Origin of the sequence: Pseudomonas sp. A-RE-22, from assembly GCF_019956035.1 — a bacterium.
GTDB classification, from domain to species: domain Bacteria; phylum Pseudomonadota; class Gammaproteobacteria; order Pseudomonadales; family Pseudomonadaceae; genus Aquipseudomonas; species Aquipseudomonas brassicacearum.
The window spans coordinates 17,939-34,945 of record NZ_JAHBCZ010000013.1 but is presented as its reverse complement, the minus strand read 5'-3'; the positions used below and the strand labels follow the sequence as shown (position 1 = coordinate 34,945).

Genomic DNA, 17,007 nt, shown 5'->3' with positions numbered 1-17,007 from the left:
GCTTGCTCGCGAATGCAATCTGTCAGTGCCATTGATGTTGCCTGACACACCGCCTTCGCGAGCAAGCTCGCTCCCACAGTTGTTCCGGTGTCGTCAGGCAATCAGCGGCGCAGCCATTACAACGATGAGATGACCGATGTTATTCAACCAAGCCTCACGCCTGGCCAAGATCACCAGCCCCCTGGGACCTGAGGTACTGCTGCTCAAGGACATGGGCGGCGGCGAAGAACTGGGGCGGCTGTTCAACTATGAGTTGCAGCTGCACTCGCTGGATAACGCCATCGACCTCAATCAGGTGCTCGGCAAGCCCATGTGCGTGAGCCTGCAACTCGATGGCGGTGGCGAGCGTTATTTCCATGGCATCGTGGCCCGTTTCAGCCAGAACGTCGACCAGGGCCAGTTCGCCAGTTACCAGGCCACCCTGCGCCCGTGGTTTTGGCTGCTGACCCGTACCTCCGATTGCCGGATTTTCCAGAACCTCACCATCCCGCAGATCATCAAGCAGGTGTTCCGCGACTTGGGCTTTTCCGATTTCGAAGACGCCCTGAGCCGGCCTTATCGCGAGTGGGAATACTGCGTGCAGTATCGCGAGACCAGTTTCGACTTCGTCAGCCGCTTGATGGAGCAGGAAGGGATCTACTACTTCTTCCGCCATGAGCAAGGTCGACATGTGCTGGTGCTGGCCGACGCTTATGGAGCCCACACCACGGCGCCCGGCTACGGCTCGGTGCCCTACTACCCCAAGAACGAGCAGCAGCGCGAGCGTGACCACATACACGACTGGCACCTGGCCCAGGAAGTCCAGCCCGGCTCGCTGGAGCTCAACGACTACGACTTCCAACGCCCCAGCGCACGCATCGACGTACGCTCGGCCATGCCCCGCCCACACACTGCCGGCGACTATCCCCTGTACGACTACCCTGGCACCTACGTGCAGAGCCAGGACGGCGAACACTACGCCCGCACCCGCATCGAAGCCTTGCAGACCCAGCACGAACAGGTCGAACTGGCCGGCAACGCCCGCGGCTTGGGTTCGGGGCACCTGTTCAGCCTCACCGGCTTCAGCCGCCAGGACCAGAACCGCGAATACCTGATCGTCGGCGCCCGCTACTACCTCTCCCAGGAAAGCGGCGAAACCGGCGGCGGCGCGCCGACAGCACAGTTCGAAAGCAGCCTGACCTGCATCGACGCCCAGCAAAGCTATCGGCCGCTGCCCATCACCCATCGCCCTATCGTCAAGGGCCCGCAGACTGCCTTAGTGGTGGGTCCCAAGGGCGAGGAAATCTGGACCGATCAGTTCGGCCGAGTGAAGGTGCACTTCTATTGGGATCGGCACGACCAGTCCAACGAAAACAGCTCGTGCTGGATTCGCGTGTCGCAGGCATGGGCCGGGAAAAACTGGGGCTCGATGCAGATCCCGCGCATTGGCCAGGAAGTGATCGTCAGTTTCCTCGAAGGCGACCCGGATCGGCCGATCATCACCGGTCGCGTCTACAACGCCGAACAGACCGTGCCCTATGACTTGCCCGCCAATGCCACCCAGAGCGGGATGAAAAGCCGTTCGAGCAAGGGCGGCACGCCGGCGAATTTCAACGAAATCCGCATGGAAGACAAGAAAGGCGCCGAGCAACTGTACATCCACGCCGAGCGTAACCAGGACATCGTGGTCGAGGTGGATGAAAGCCACTCGGTGGGCCATGATCGCAACAAGAGCATCGGCCACAACGAGACGGTGACCATCGGCAACAACCGCCTGCGCATCGTCAAGCAGGAGGACATCCTCTCCGTCGGCCAGCGCAAGACCGACAGCATCAGCCAGAGCTACGTGATTGAAGTGGGCGAAAACCTGCGCCTGGTGTGCGGCGAAAGCATCCTGGAGCTCAACGCCAGCGGCCAGATCAACCTGACCGGCGTACAGATCAGCTTCTACGCCAGCGGCGATGCCGAGTTCAACACCGGCGGCGTGCTGCACCTGAACAACGGCGGCGGCCCCGGAGCCACGCCGGACGGCCAGGGCGTCAAGGGCAGCATCGATGCCAACATCCAAGCCGCGTTCCCTGCACCCAAGGGCTAACCTCGAGATTTTTGCGCCATGACTTACCGCCTCAATGAATTCCAGTTCCAGCTGCCGCCCAGCGAATTGCTGGACGCGACAATCAACATCCTCAAGTTCCCCGAGCTGGGCACGTCCTTGATCGTCAGCCGCAGTTTGCTGACCGAGGGCGAGACCCTGCAAAGCAACCTCGACGACCAGCTCAAGCGCCTGGAAAAACAGGTCCAGGACCTGCGCTGCCAACCGGGCGCCACCGTGCGCGTGGGCGCCAACCAGGAAGTCGAAGCCATCGAATTGCGCAGCCAGTTCAACAAGGGCAATGAAAAGGTCTTCCAGTTCCAGTTGGCCCTGGTACTGCCCGGCACCCGCAAAATGCTTGCCCTGAGCTACGTGAAAGCCGAGAAACTGGGCGATGCCGAAGCGGCACATTGGGCAACGATCAAGGGTTCGCTGCTGTTCGACGTTCTGGCTTGATGAGCACCTTGCATGTCTGACGCACTCTGGGCCGCTCGGCTAGGCGACGCGCTGAACCACACCTCGATGATGGCCGATATCCTCGGCGGCGTCCTGGAAGTAGCCGCGAACATTGCGATCACCGCGGTAGCGACGGCTGCCGTGGTAGCGGCCACGGGCATTACCGTTGCCACTGGCGGCTTGGGTTGCTTCCTACTCGGCGCGGTGGTGGGCGCCGTGGTCGGCCTCGCCATGAGCAAGACCGGGGCCGACAAGGGGCTAAGCGACATATGCGAGGGCATCGGCAACGCCCTCTTCCCGCCCACGGTGCAGGCCAACATCCTCACCGGCTCCACCGACACCTTGACCAACAACATCCCTGCCGCCCGCGCCGCCGGAGCGATCGAGTCCCATGTCGCGCCGGCCGGCACCGAACTTGAAGCACCCGAAGCCGAACCCAGCTACCTGGACATGGCCGAGAATTTCTTCTCACAGATGTGGCGTCCCACCGTCGCCGTGCCCGCGCCCGGTGCCGTGCCCAAGCCGCTGGACATGATCATCTGCATGAAACACCCGCCGATGCCGCCGCAATTCCTGGCCGAAGGCTCGGACAAAGTCACCATCAACGGTCAGCCCGCGGTGCGCAGCGGCGACCGCAGCACCTGCGATGCGACCGTGGTGTCGGCCGGACTGATTTCCCCTGACGTGACCATTGGCGGCGGTTCGGTGGTGGTGCGCGAGATCCGCAGCGGCAAGACCCCGGGCGTCGGGCTGGCGGTCACGGCGCTGCTGATGCTAAAGGGCGGCAAGGGTAAATTCCTCAGTAACCTGCCGTGCATGTTGGTCGGCGGTGCGGCGTCGATGGCGGTCAGTAGCGCGATGGGTGCCGCGGCCAACGCCGCGATGGGCTCCTCGAACCCCGTGCACGCCGCCACCGGGGCGAAAGTGTTGGGCGATGTCGAGGAGATGGACTTCGTCCTGCCCGGCATCTTGCCGATCGACTGGCAACGCTTCTACAACAGCCGCGACGAACGCCGCGACGGGTTGTTCGGTGCCGGTTGGAGCGTGCCCTATGAGGTGCGCGTCGAAATCCTGCCCCATCCAGACGGCGGCGAAACCCTGGTTTATAGCGACGAACAGGGCCGACGCATCGACATGGGTTCCATCCCGTTGGGCGGCGCCGTGTTCAGTGCCGGTGAAGGCCTCAGCGTGCGACGGCATGCCAACGGCGAGCTGCTGATAGAGAGCGCGGACGGACTGTACCGCTTGTTCGAACCCACGCCAGCCAATGCAGCGCTGCTACGCCTGAACCAACTGGGTGACCGCAACGACAACCGTATCTACCTGGACTACGACGACAACGGACGCCTGGCGCAACTGCGTGACACCTTCGACCTGACCCGCATCGCACTGGCGTATGACGAGCGCTGGCCACAACGAGTCAGCCGGATCGACCGCCTCTATGCCGATCAACGCCGGGAAGTGCTGATGCACTATGGCTACGACGGCCAGGGCGATCTGGCGCAGGTCCGTCAGTCCAACGACCAGGTAAAACGTCGCTACGCCTACGACGCCGGGCGGCGAATGGTGGAACACCAACTGCCTACCGGGCTTCGCTGTTTCTATGAATGGGCGTTGGTTGAAAACCTGGAATGGCGCGTGGTTCGCCACTGGACCGACGCGGGCGACGCCTACACCTTCGATTACGACCTGGCCGCCGGGACCACGCGCATCACCGACGGCTTGCAGCGCATCAGCACCCGTCGCTGGGATACCCGCTATCAGATCACCGAAACCACCGACCCGTTGGATCGCACCTGGACCTTCCAGTGGAACGACGAAAGCCAGTTGCTGGGGGCGACCGATCCCAACGGCGGACAACATCAGTTCAGCTATGACGAAGCCGGGAACCTCTGCGAAACCCGCGACCCGCTGGGGCGCAGCGAGTCAACCCTGTGGCTCGAACACTGGGCCCTGCCCCTGGCTGAAACCGATGCCGCGGGAAATACCTGGCAGTACCGCTATGACGCGCGGGGCAACCGCATTCGCGAAACCGACCCGCTGGGCCACGTCACCCGCTATCGCCACGACGCCCACGGCCAAGTGGTGGAGGTCATCGACGCCACCGGCAAAAGCAAGACCATGCGCTGGACGGCCCTTGGGCAACTGAGCGAACACACCGATTGTTCCGGTTACACCACACGGTTGAGCTATTGCGAGCGCGGGCTGTTGCTCAGCAGCACCGACGCACTGGGAGAGCGGACGCTTTTCAGCTACGACGACCAGGGTCGGCTGCTGAGCAAGCAACTGCCGGACGGGCGCACCGAGCACTATCAGCGTGACGCTAGCGGACAGTTGATCGGCTATAGCGACCCGGCTGGACACACGACAAATTTCCAACACACCCTAAGCGGTCAACTGCGGGTGCGCACCGACGCCCATGGCCGCCGGGTTGAGCTGAGCTACGACAACTACGGGCGCCTGCTGGCCCTGACCAATGAAAACGGTGAGCGCTACCGGTTTGCCTGGGACGCCGCCGACCGCTTGACCGCCCAACACAGCCTGGACGGCAGCCTCAAGCGCTACGCCTACGACCCGCTGGACAACGTCACCCGCGTGGAAGCGCTCGCGGTGCCCGGCAGCACCGACCTGGACCTCTCGCCCCAAGCCCCCATCATTCATGAGCTGGAGCGCGATGCGATGGGGCGACTGGTGGCGAAAGTCACCGCAGACGGGCGCACCGAGTACCGCTATGACGCGCTCGACCAGGTCAACGCGATCACCTTCACCAGCCAGACCGGTGAAGTACAAAGCCTGGGCTTGCGTTACGACGCCCTGGGGCAATTGATTACCGAGCAAGGCTGGGCGGGGAACCTCGAACATCGCTATGACGAACTGGGCAACCTGACCCAGACGCTGCTTCCCGACGGTCGTTGGCTGAACCGCCTGCACTACGGCAGCGGTCACCTGCACCAGATCAACCTCGACGGCCAGGTCATCAGCGATTTCGAACGCGACCGCCTGCACCGCGAAGTGCTGCGCACCCAGGGGCGCCAGAGCACCCGCAGCGAATACGACCGCAGTGGCCGCCTGCGGGCCCGTCAGCGGCGGCAACAGGGTCAGTCCACGCTGTTGCCGCCCGTGGCGCAATCACTGTTTGGTTATGACGCCAGCGATCAGCGAGTGGAGCGCTTCGACAGCCAGCCCGAAGCGTCCCATCGCCAATTGCTGCACTATGACGCCACCGGCCGCATTCTCGCCAGCCAGGACAACCTTCAAGGCCAGCGTGAAAGCTTCGCCTATGACCCGGCCGCCAACCTGCTGGACGGTCTGGGCACAGGCCAGGTCGCGCATAACCGCTTGTTGACCTACCAGGACAAGCGCTACCGCTATGACGGTTTCGGTCGCATGGTGGAAAAACGCAGCGCCCGCCGTGGCGTCCAGCGTTTTCGCTACGATGCTGAACAACGCCTGGTGGAAGTGCGCAACGATAACGGCTCGGTCGTAAAAATGACCTATGACCCGTTGGGTCGACGCATCGAAAAAGCCGAGTACGACCGCCACGCCACGCTGCTCAACCGCACCCGTTTCACCTGGGATGCGCTGCAACTTTTGCAGGAACACCGCGACAGCCAGACCAGCCTCTACATCTACGCCGACGACAGCCACGAACCCCTGGCGAGGGTCGACGGCCTGGGCGAGCAACAGAAGGTCCGTTATTACCACAACGACCTCAACGGCCTGCCCGAACAGCTCTCGGAAGCCGACGGCCACACACTCTGGCGAGCCCGTTACCAAGTGTGGGGCAACACCGCCGAAGAGCTGCGCGAACCGTATTACATCGAAGAGCAGAACCTGCGCTTCCAGGGCCAATACCTGGACCGCGAAACCGGGCTGCACTACAACACCCTGCGTTTCTACGACCCGGACATCGGCCGCTTCACCACACCGGACCCGATCGGCTTAGCCGGTGGGCTGAACCTCTACCAGTACGCGCCGAACCCGGTGAGTTGGATCGACCCCTTCGGGCTGATGAAATGCTCGACGCCGCCCAAGGGTCGCAAGGTCAACCGAACGGTGTATCGCTTTGAAGAGCCGGGGCGGATCAGCACGACTTGGACCGCGCACAAGTGGAACGTCGCCTCCAGGCACCGTTACACCGCCCCCGGCCTGGGCGGTGTCTATGGCGCCAACTCACGCAAGACAGCCATGGGCGAAGTCAATCACTGGGGCGTGGACCTGTCCACACGGGTACTGGTCAGCAAGAAAGTGCAGCTCAACAACGTCCTGGACCTGACCCGGGCCGATGTGCGCAAACAATTGGGGGTCTCCCTCAAGAGCATTACCGGCGACAAGTACACCCAGACCCATCAAATCGGCGCCTGGGCCAAGGCTAATGGTTATGATGGGATCCTGGCGCCGTCGGCGCGAAACCCGACCGGCAGCAACTTGATTTCCTTTGCAGGTTTTTAAAATGGGACTGGAAGACGAATACGTCGGCGATGCCGATTGGCAGCATTTCGTGCGGTTGTACGAAGAGGACTACCTCGACGACAACGCACGCGCGCTGGCCAAGGCCATGGATGACAACCTCGACATGGCCGTCGTGCTCTACGGAAAAAGAGGGCTCAAGGAAGGGTTCTGGTGGCTGGAACAGACCGTGCCCGCCCTGGGCAACAAACGCCCGGCCGATTGCCTCAAGACCCCGAAACTGATCAAGCGCCTGAGAATGGCCCTGATGAGCATGCCGTAACCCATAAGGACACAGATGCAATGGAAGGCATCAAATTGCTTGAACCCACATTCCCCAGCCCCCCTACCCGCCTGAGCAACGTGCATGTCTGACGCGCTCTGGGCCGCCCGCCTGGGCGATGCACTCAACCACACCTCAATGATGGCCGACATCCTTGGCGGCGTATTGGAGGTGGCGGCCAACATCGCGATCACCGCCCTGGCGACCGCCGCCGTGGTCGCGGCCACGGGCATCACCGTGGTTACCGGCGGCCTGGGTTGCTTCGTCCTGGGCCTGGTGGTGGGCACCATCGTCGGCCTGGCCATGAGCAAGACCGGGGCCGACAAAGGCCTGAGCAATTTATGCGAGGGCATCGGCAACGCGCTCTTTCCGCCCACGGTGCAGGCCAACATCCTCACCGGCTCCAAGGACACCTTCACCAACAACATCCCCTCGGCCCGCGCCGCCGGCGCTGTTGTTTCCCATGTCGCACCGGCCGGCACCGAACTGGAAATGCCCGAGCCGGAAGAAGAACCCAGTTACCTGGACATGGCCGGGAATTTCTTCTCGCAGATGTGGCGCCCCACTGTCGCCTCGCCCGCCCCCGGTACGGAGACCCGGCCGGAAGACCTGGTGATCTGCACCAAGCACCCACCCATGCCACCGCAGTTCATGGCCGAAGGTTCGGACAAGGTCACCATCAACGGCCAGCCCGCCGTGCGCAGCGGCGACCGCAGCACCTGCGATGCGACCGTGGTGTCGGCCGGGCTGATTTCCCCTGACGTGACCATTGGCGGCGGTTCGGTGGTGGTGCGCGAGATCCGCAGCGGCAAGACCCCGGGCGTAGGCCTGGCGGTCACCGCGCTGCTGATGCTCAAGGGCGGCAAGGGCAAATTTTTCAGCAAACTGCCGTGCATGCTGGTGGGCGGCGCGGTGTCCATGGCCGTCAGCAGCGCGGCGAACGCGGCCGCCAACGCCGCCCTGGGTTCGTCGAACCCGGTGCATGCCGCTACCGGGGCCAAGGTGCTAGGCGGTGACGAGGACCTGGATTTCGTCTTGCCCGGCATCCTGCCGATTGACTGGCAACGCGTGTACAACAGCCGCGACGAACGCCAAGACAGCCTGTTCGGCGCCGGCTGGAGCGTCGCCTACGAAGTCCAGGTAGAAATCCTGCCCCACCCCGAGGGCGGCGAAACCCTGGTCTACACCGACGAACAAGGCCGGCCCATCGACATGGGTTCCATCCCGTTGGGCGGCGCGGTGTTCAGCGCCGGCGAAGGCCTGGCCGTGCGCCGCCATGTGAACGGGCAATTGCTGATCGAAAGCGACGACGGCCTGTACCGTTTGTTCGAACCTTCGCCAGCCAACCCTTCGCACCTGCGCCTGAGCCAATTGGGCGACCGCAACGACAACCGCATCCACCTCGACTACGACGACGCCGGACGCCTGGTGCGACTGCGCGACACCTTCGACCTGGTGCAAGTCGAGCTGATCCGCGAAGGCGAACGCGTCACCCACATCGAACGCCTCTACCCCGACCAATCGCGGGAAGTGCTGGTCAGCTACGCCTACGACGCGGCCAACACCCTCGCCGAAGTGCGCGACGCCACCGGCCAGGTGCAACGGCGCTTCAGCTACGACGCCGGGCAGCGGATGGTCGAGCACCAGTTGCCCAGCGGCCTGCACTGCTTCTACGAATGGGCCCTGATCGACGACCAGGAATGGCGCGTGGTCCGGCACTGGACCGACGAAGGCGACGCCTACCAGTTCGACTATGACCTCAAGGCGGGCATCACCCGCATCAGCGACAGCCTGCAACGCGTCAGCACCCGGCACTGGAACAGCCAGCACCAGATCACCCAGTTCACTGACAACCTCGGCCAGACCTGGCTGTTCGAATGGAACGATGAGCGCCAGTTGCTCAGCGCTACCGATCCACAGGGCGGCCAGTACCAATTCAGCTACGACGACGCCGGCAACCTGCTAAGCGAAACCGACCCGTTGGGCCGCAGCGAATCCACCCTCTGGCTCGAACACTGGGCCCTGCCGCTGGTGGACACCGACGCCGCCGGCCACAGCTGGAAATACCGCTACGATCAACGCGGCAACTGCACGGAGGAAACCGACCCACTGGGCCACATCACCCGCTACCGCTACGACACCCACGGCCAGGTCGTGGAGATCATCGACGCCACCGGCAAAAGCAAAAAGCTGCGCTGGAACCCGTTCGGCCAATTGGTGGAGCACGTCGATTGCTCGGGTTACCCGACGCGCTTCAGCTACGACGCGCGCGGTTACCTGCAAATCATCACCGACGCCCTCGGCGAGCGCACCCAATTCCGCTACGACGCCCAGGGGCGTCTGCTCAGCAGCCAATTGCCGGACGGCCGCACCGAACACTACCAGCGCGACACCGCCGGCCAACTCACCGGCTACACCGACCCGGCCGGGCATACCACGCTCTACCAACACAACCGCCGCGGCCAGGTCCGCCAACGCACAGACGCCCAAGGCCGGCAGGTGCAGTTCGCCTACGACAGCTTCGGCCGGCTGCAAGCGCTGACCAACGAGAATGGCGAGAGCTACCGGTTTGCCTGGGATATCGGGGATCGGTTGATCGAGCAGCAGGACCTGGACGGCAGCGCCAAGCGCTACGACTACGACCGCCTCGACAACGTCGCGGCAGTGACGGCGATGCCCGCGCCCTACGGCACCGGCCTGGCGCTCGTTCCCGAAGCCCCACCGCCCCCCACCGTCCATCGCCTGGAACGCGACGCCGTGGGCCGGCTGATCGCCAAAGTCACCGACGATGGCCGTACCGAATACAGCTACGACCCGCTGGACCAACTCACCGCCGTCACCTTCACCGACCTGCAAGGCAACGCCCAGACCCTGAGCTTCGCCTACGATGCCCTCGGCCAGTTACTCGCCGAAAACAGCGCCGCCGGAAGCCTGCAACACCACTACGACGAACTCGGCAACCTGATCCAGACCCAACTGCCCGATGGCCGCTGGGTCAACCGCCTGTACTACGGCAGCGGCCACCTGCACCAGATCAACCTCGACGGCCAGGTCATCAGCGACTTCGAACGCGACCGCCTGCACCGCGAAGTGCTGCGCACCCAAGGGCAGATCAACACCCGCAGCGAATACGACCGCAGCGGCCGCCTGCGCGCACGGCAACGCCGTCACAGCAGCCAACCCTCGCTGCTGCCAGCGGCGGTGCAAAAACACTTCGAGTACGACCCCGCCGACAACCTCATCGGCAAACTCGACCAGCAACCCGCCGCGCAACAGCGCCAGCTCCTGCACTACGACGCCACCGGCCGCATCGTCGCCAGCCAGGACAGCCTGCACGGCCAGCGCGAAACCTTCACCTACGACGCCGCCGCCAACCTGCTGGACGGCCCGGCCCCCGGCGCCGGATTGGTGGTGCACAACAAGCTGCTGACCTACCAGGACAAACGCTACCGCTACGACGCCTTCGGCCGGATGATCGAAAAGCGCAGCGCCAAACGCGGCGTGCAGCACTTTGCCTATGACGCTGAAAGCCGCTTGATCGAGGTGCGCAACGGCGACGGCAGCGTGGTCAAAATGGCCTACGACCCGCTGGGCCGGCGCATCGAAAAAACCGAACACGACAGCAATGGTTACCCGCTGGGCGAAACTCGCTTCACCTGGGATGGCCTGCGCTTGTTGCAGGAACACCGCCACCAGCAAACCAGCCTGTACCTCTACGAAGACGACGGCTACGAACCCCTGGCCCGCGTCGACGGCAGCGGCCCGCTGCAAAAGATCCGCTACTACCACAACGACCTCAACGGCCTGCCGGAACAACTCACCGAAGCCGACGGACACAATGTGTGGCAGGCCACGTATCGGGTCTGGGGCAATACGCTGGAGGAAGTGCGCGAGCCGTATTACATCGAAGAGCAGAATTTGCGGTTCCAGGGGCAGTACCTGGATCGGGAAACCGGGCTGCATTTCAATACGTTCAGGTTTTATGATCCGGATGTGGGGCGGTTTACTACGCCGGATCCGATTGGGTTGGCGGGGGGCATTAATTTCTACGCTTATGCGCCGAATCCTGCAGGGTATGCCGACCCACTGGGACTGAGCTGTACCTCGGCCAAAGGATTTGCCAGAAAAAATACGATAACCCAACGATGGACTGGAAAACTAACAGGGAAAAAACCTGCTGACGTCGACGGCTACCTGACATCGCGAGGATGGACCAAAACCTATCCACAAGCCGGCAGACCGGATGCGATTCAGCACGTCCAGTATGTGCGCAGTACAAAATCCGGAGCCACCTACAAGCTTGACTACCATCCAGGCGGCAGCCCTACCCAGCCCAACATCCATGGAAATGATTATTGGAAGGTCTATAAAGTCAATAAAGCCGGCGAAGATGTTGTATTCGGCAGGATTGGACATGGTGACTTTAAAAACTATGACCTTATAAAAGACTCCCCAGTTTACGTAAACGGTACGTTAATGAACGGTGGAATTTAAATGATTGATTTTGCAGCCGACATAAAATCCAAGCATTCAATTGCGAATATTTTATTGCAAGACAATATCTCGACCTATATGAATGAACTCTATGAAAACCATAAAGTCGAGATAAAAAACTACACATTACCTGACGGCGAGACAAGAACAGCGTACATAATCGATAGTACGCTCACCCTCTCGACCCTACCTGACGGAACAATTTTCTCAATAGGTTGTAACCCGCGCTACAAAGGGCTTTACCAAAATACGCTTTCCACAGGAATGCCTTTTGACCAGATAAAAAAACTAACCGAACGCCAACGCATATTTAATGGCGTCATAATCCTCAACGAGGATTTCGGCCTCTGCTATATCTTGCCAACACCTTATGACGAGATAGCTGACAGCATCGAAAACATACCGCCGACGCTAACGCTGGATGAAATTTACATATCCGACTTTTCTTCCTGGCGTCATAAACCGCAATAACATAAACCATCAAATTATCCGTCTGAATTCCAGCTAGAAAGAGGCAGAGCGGAACGCTGGCTGAGCACAAGATTTGAGGCGAAACGCAGATCCCGTGGCGAGGGAGCTTGCTCCCGCTGGGTGGCGAAGCCGCCTCAAAAGGAACGTCATATTGAAGATTTAGTGGAAAGTCAGATCACTTCAATGCAGAACAAAAGGAGCATCCAAATGCGGCTGACCCTCAAAGAATCCGAACGCGCCCTCTCTATGCAAGAACTGAATGAGTTCCAGGAAAAATTCAATGTGGAATTACCGACAGCCTTTAAGCAATTTTATCTAAAGCACAACGGCGGCGATTTGTCTGAGAGTAGTAGCGAGAATGATTTCTTGCTGGGTGGGTTCACTCCGATCAAATACGGACAAGCCCCTATCGAAACGGTCTATCGCGACTTGACGGACGACGTTCCGTTGCTAAAACAAATGATCCCCTTTGCGTACGATCACGGTGGCAATTCCTTCCTCTTATCCGTTAAGGAAGCTGACTTCGGGAATATTTACCTGTACTTGATGGATGAAGAGGATCTGGCGTTCGTATGCGAATCATTTGAGGAGTTCCTTGCTGAACTCACAGGCCAATAGAGCCGGTGGCGTCATCGCTGGACAGGCTTACCATGCTGCCTGGAAATAACCTACCCACGAGCCTGTGAAGCGATAGCCTCACGAGGCTCGCTCAGGTCTACGTATGAGTATTGGACTTCAAGAGGGCGTTACGAATCCAGAGTCATCAAAAAAGAGCCGGCCGGCCCAGTTGCTCGTTGGAAAGTCGAGATTTTGAGCGAAGAAACGCGAATCGACGCAGGCGGGAACCAGACCCAGCGAGGCATTCAAGACCATGATCTTAAAAGAAATCTACCTATACCCCGACCTGGGCGAATTCAGCGACGAAATTATTCATCCGTTTCGCGACCAAAGCCGATCGATCTGCAACTTTCTTGAGCGCCACCTGAGTGCAGAAAAATTCGAAACGCCGAACTTCAAGAAAATCTGCTTTGTCGGCACCCGCCAAGCCGTCAATGAGCCCTATGTAAACTCCAGCGGCGCGCTCATCGTCAATGTCGGTCTGGACACCGAACTGTATAAAAAATGCACATCGGTCAACGAGCTCAATGAGTTCTTTATACAACTGTTGCTGGAAGGCTTGGAAAAATGCCGCCCACACATGGCCTTGCCCCTTGATCTGCTGAAAAACGCAATGGATGAGTTCCGCCGCAACCACTATAAAAACGAGTGGACCTTCAAGCAGAAAAAAATAAAAGGGGCGGATTATGTCTGCGCCCTGGAGTGCCAGTTAACCATCGACTGCTTCCTCATGAACCTTAAGGTCTTGAGGAAAGACACACCGGTACTCGACAAAGAAATTCTGCGAACCGCACCCGACGAAATAGCGTTCGGTCCGTACCTCAAAGACCTCAAGGAAGAAGGCGGCAGGATAAAAGTCATCGACAAGTCGGGCGTGGCCTTCTACACCACCACGGTTTCTAGCCTGGATAAGCTTTGACAGCTGTCCAAAGGGCGAAATGCCGATCGAGCCAACACCACAGGGCCTGATCCGAAACACAGATCACGTGGCGAGGGAGCTTGCTCCCGCTGGGCGGCGAAGCCGCCCCAAAAAGGCCGGCAAATTCCTACAGAAAACCGCTGCGCCACCGAGCAAGAGCACGCTTCCTGGCCCCGAATCCTGGGCATTACGAAGGCTTGTTTATTCTCCCTCCGCAACGCTTCCACCCAGCTACACATCCTTGCGCCATTGCCTACAACTACGCCAGAATCCGCCCGCTTGTGCGCCTTGCCCATGGGTTCTATCGTTTCCCTGCCACTGCCCATCAGTGGTCGGGTTTAGTAGCCCGGAAGTAGTAACGGTTGCATGAGTCTCATCAGTCAGGCATTGCCTGCACTCGATGGTGGCTGTGCGCATGGCGCCTTCGGGCGCGCCGGGATCCGTTACCTCTACCGGTCTACTAACTTGCGCACAGCTGCCTCCTTTCGTTTAGTAGCGAGATGGTTGCGGCCTACTCATTAGAGGTAACGCAACGATGTTCAAAATTACTCCAAATCCTCCTGAAACTGACTCAACGTCTACCCATTCCGGTCGCAAAAACAAAAAGCACGACGAAACCACCAAACGCGTCTTGGATCACTATCTGTTACCCAAACCGGAAAAGTCCGAAGAAGCATCCAATCCAGACCAGCTCTTCACCGTGGCAAAAAACGCCGACAACGAATGCCTGCTCGCCAACCTCAGCGAAAACCTGGCATCCGCCGACGCGATGATCAGCAATCTGGCTTTCGATCTGGAAGGCCCCCGCCGCCACATCGCCCTCGGCGTCCAGCAACTGATCGAACTGAGTTCATTGCTGGCGAACCGAGTGCTGGATAACGTCGACCCTCGCTAGCCGCTACAGCACCAATCCCGCGACGAGGGAGCTTACTCCCGCTGGGTGGCGAAGCCGCCCTAAAACAGGCCGAGGCATTTTCCAGACAAACAGCATCAGCCGGTTTACGACGGTTGCGCCGTCGAGCAGGAGCAAGCTCCCTCGCATGGATCGCGAACACCTTAAGATTGAAAGGTTGCAACGCTTTGAAGCTTTAGAACTCATCGAAAAGTCCCGCTTAGGACGTACACCACAAACGCTAACGCACCTGTGTTGCTGCTTGCTCGCGACGCCTTGCGATTTCTGCACCTTGCGACGTACTCTCCAGAATCGGAAAAATAAAAAAGCGGATTTACAAGCTCTAGGCCAGAAGCAATTAATCAGTGTGTCGCACAAAAAGGAACGCACACCGTCCGAAAGAAACCCAACGCTTTTCTTGAGGCTTGAATTAGCGAGTTTACCCTCCTATTAACATCCACGAACTCTCAATTGAGTGGAGCATTTTTTGAAATGCAAGTACAAAAAATATGGTCTAAGAGCCTGATCGGTTACTCAAATATCTCACCGAAGGAGAAATGGATTAATCTACAAAAACTAAATCTCCTCGTAGGCCCCAACAATAGCGGAAAAAGTCGGTTGCTAAGAGCGTTGTTTTCTACCGAGACCGAAAAACTAAATATTGGTGTAGGAGATGCTATCAGGTATGCCTGCAGTGATCTTGGAAAAATAATTACTGTACTGAGCGGCTGTTCAAAAATTCTCGACTTAGACTGCGATGAATTTATGAGCATATATAATGCAGACTGCAAAGAAGCCAGCATAATAATAGCGACAATTAGAGATCTTATAAGAACTTTAAGCAATGCAAACAATCCAGGTTATCGAGCTTCAGGAGACACAGTAAACGACTTCAATCTAATTCGGCGCCATCTTCCTCAGGAAAACCTTGAGGAAGTGCTAAGCAACCTCACAGACTTAACCGAGCAGATCAGTAATATTAAAAAGCATTACATACCAATACTGAGGGGCATGAGACCTCTTGGGGATGGAAAAGACCTTTTTCTTGAGCGAACGCTGCGAGATTATTTTCCGGGGCCCAATAAAGTCAACGTAACTACCGGTTTTGATCTTTATAATTTGTTAGCGCGATTTTTGCTTGGCCAGCCTGATGAGAGAGAGAGAGTGCGCAATTATGAAAAGATACTAGGCAACGAGTTTTTTGGAGGAGCTGACATAACGCTTATACCTCAATACGGCCAAGATACAGTTGCAGTAAAGATAGGCAACGACGCACAGTTCTCGATATATGATCTTGGGGACGGCCTTCAACAAGTGATCATAATTACATCTGCTGCATTCCTGGAGCAGGAGAAATCAATATTTTTTGTCGAGGAACCGGAGTCCTGCCTCCATCCAGGACTCCTACGAAAGCTAGCTCTATTTTTATTGAATCATACTGACCATCAATATATTGCTACAACACACTCTAATCATTTGCTTGATCTGGCTGAAACCCATGGGGAAGTTTTAATTCATAGAGTAAGTAAGAAGAGCAATCAAGATGGCACTGGATTTTACATGCAGGAGTGCACAAAGGACAGGGAGATCCTGGCGGATCTCGGCGTGCGAGCCTCATCAGTCTATCTCGCAAACTCAACGATTTGGGTAGAAGGTATAACAGATCGCCTCTATTTAAAGGTGATAATGAAAAAATATCTTAACACTCTTAAGGACGCCTCCAAGAAAACCGTACTTGAAGGTTATTTAGAAAACTATCACTATGCATTCGTCGAGTATCAGGGCGGCACGTTAGGTCATTGGGGCTTCGATGACGATGATGACACCACAGAACGGTTGAATGCATCACGACTATGCGCGGATGCTTTCTTGATCGCTGACGGCGATATTACAAGCAAGTCCGAACGAGCTCAAAAATTGTCGAATGAATTGCAGAATCGTTTTCACTTGCTTTCTGGCAAGGAAATCGAGAACTTACTGCCGCCAGCCATAGTCCTTGAAAGTGCAAAAAAAATATTTGACAGAAAGCTATCAAAAACAAGAGATGGCTTGGATGCTGAAAACCTTACAAAAATTCTAACTGTAGATTTAGCCACTTCAATTCATGGGATTGGGTATCACCTGGATAGAGCTCTTGGACTTAAAGGAAAAGGTAAAGAACGCAGAGTCTTTGCTGATGAGAGTGGAACAATTAATGACAAGGTTAAATTTTGTCAGCAAGCTGTTCAGATAATGAGTGAAATCGAATGGGACTTGCCACAAAATTTAATCGAGCTTTGCGAAAAAATATATGCTCATATCGAATCGAAAAACCAGTAATACCGCCCGAAATCAACGCCGACTCAATTGGAGAG

Annotated in this window: 10 protein-coding genes; all 10 read left to right on the top strand. The window is 58.2% G+C overall.

Translation table 11 applies throughout. From position 1 onward, the window contains the following. The first annotated feature begins 136 nt into the window (after nucleotides 1-136). The 10 genes from tssI (at nucleotide 137) to KGA89_RS08760 (ending at nucleotide 16,972) form a co-directional block, all read left to right on the top strand. The gene (gene tssI / locus KGA89_RS08805; protein WP_003206941.1) at nucleotides 137-2,074 is read left to right on the top strand and encodes a type VI secretion system tip protein TssI/VgrG; all 1,938 of its coding nucleotides are present in this window, start codon (nucleotides 137-139) and stop codon (nucleotides 2,072-2,074) included. 18 nt (nucleotides 2,075-2,092) lie between these two features. Continuing rightward, on the top strand, nucleotides 2,093-2,527 hold the full coding sequence (locus KGA89_RS08800) for a DcrB-related protein (RefSeq protein ID WP_003206943.1): 435 nt from the start codon (nucleotides 2,093-2,095) through the stop codon (nucleotides 2,525-2,527). A 12-nt stretch (nucleotides 2,528-2,539) separates the two neighbouring features. Further along, nucleotides 2,540-6,979 (top strand): RHS repeat-associated core domain-containing protein, encoded by a 4,440-nt coding sequence (locus tag KGA89_RS08795; protein WP_014340893.1) that lies wholly within the window; start codon nucleotides 2,540-2,542, stop codon nucleotides 6,977-6,979. Nucleotide 6,980: 1 nt separating this feature from the next. Next, entirely contained in the window at nucleotides 6,981-7,259 is a 279-nt protein-coding gene (locus KGA89_RS08790; RefSeq protein ID WP_003206947.1) for a hypothetical protein, read from the top strand. A gap of 84 nt (nucleotides 7,260-7,343) precedes the next feature. Continuing rightward, complete coding sequence (locus KGA89_RS08785; RefSeq protein ID WP_223471313.1) at nucleotides 7,344-11,753, top strand: RHS repeat-associated core domain-containing protein; 4,410 nt, start codon at nucleotides 7,344-7,346, stop codon at nucleotides 11,751-11,753. Next, nucleotides 11,754-12,224, top strand: a complete 471-nt coding sequence (locus tag KGA89_RS08780) for a hypothetical protein (protein ID WP_028237770.1) — start codon at nucleotides 11,754-11,756, stop codon at nucleotides 12,222-12,224. Nucleotides 12,225-12,431: 207 nt separating this feature from the next. Then, nucleotides 12,432-12,842 (top strand): SMI1/KNR4 family protein, encoded by a 411-nt coding sequence (locus tag KGA89_RS08775; protein ID WP_123351271.1) that lies wholly within the window; start codon nucleotides 12,432-12,434, stop codon nucleotides 12,840-12,842. A gap of 253 nt (nucleotides 12,843-13,095) precedes the next feature. Beyond that, nucleotides 13,096-13,761, top strand: coding sequence for a hypothetical protein (locus tag KGA89_RS08770; RefSeq protein WP_013694579.1), 666 nt, complete (start codon nucleotides 13,096-13,098; stop codon nucleotides 13,759-13,761). Nucleotides 13,762-14,296: 535 nt separating this feature from the next. Beyond that, complete coding sequence (locus KGA89_RS08765) at nucleotides 14,297-14,656, top strand: DUF6124 family protein (protein WP_013694582.1); 360 nt, start codon at nucleotides 14,297-14,299, stop codon at nucleotides 14,654-14,656. 489 nt (nucleotides 14,657-15,145) lie between these two features. After that, nucleotides 15,146-16,972, top strand: coding sequence for an ATP-dependent nuclease (locus KGA89_RS08760; RefSeq protein WP_013694584.1), 1,827 nt, complete (start codon nucleotides 15,146-15,148; stop codon nucleotides 16,970-16,972). The last annotated feature ends 35 nt before the right edge of the window (nucleotides 16,973-17,007 follow it).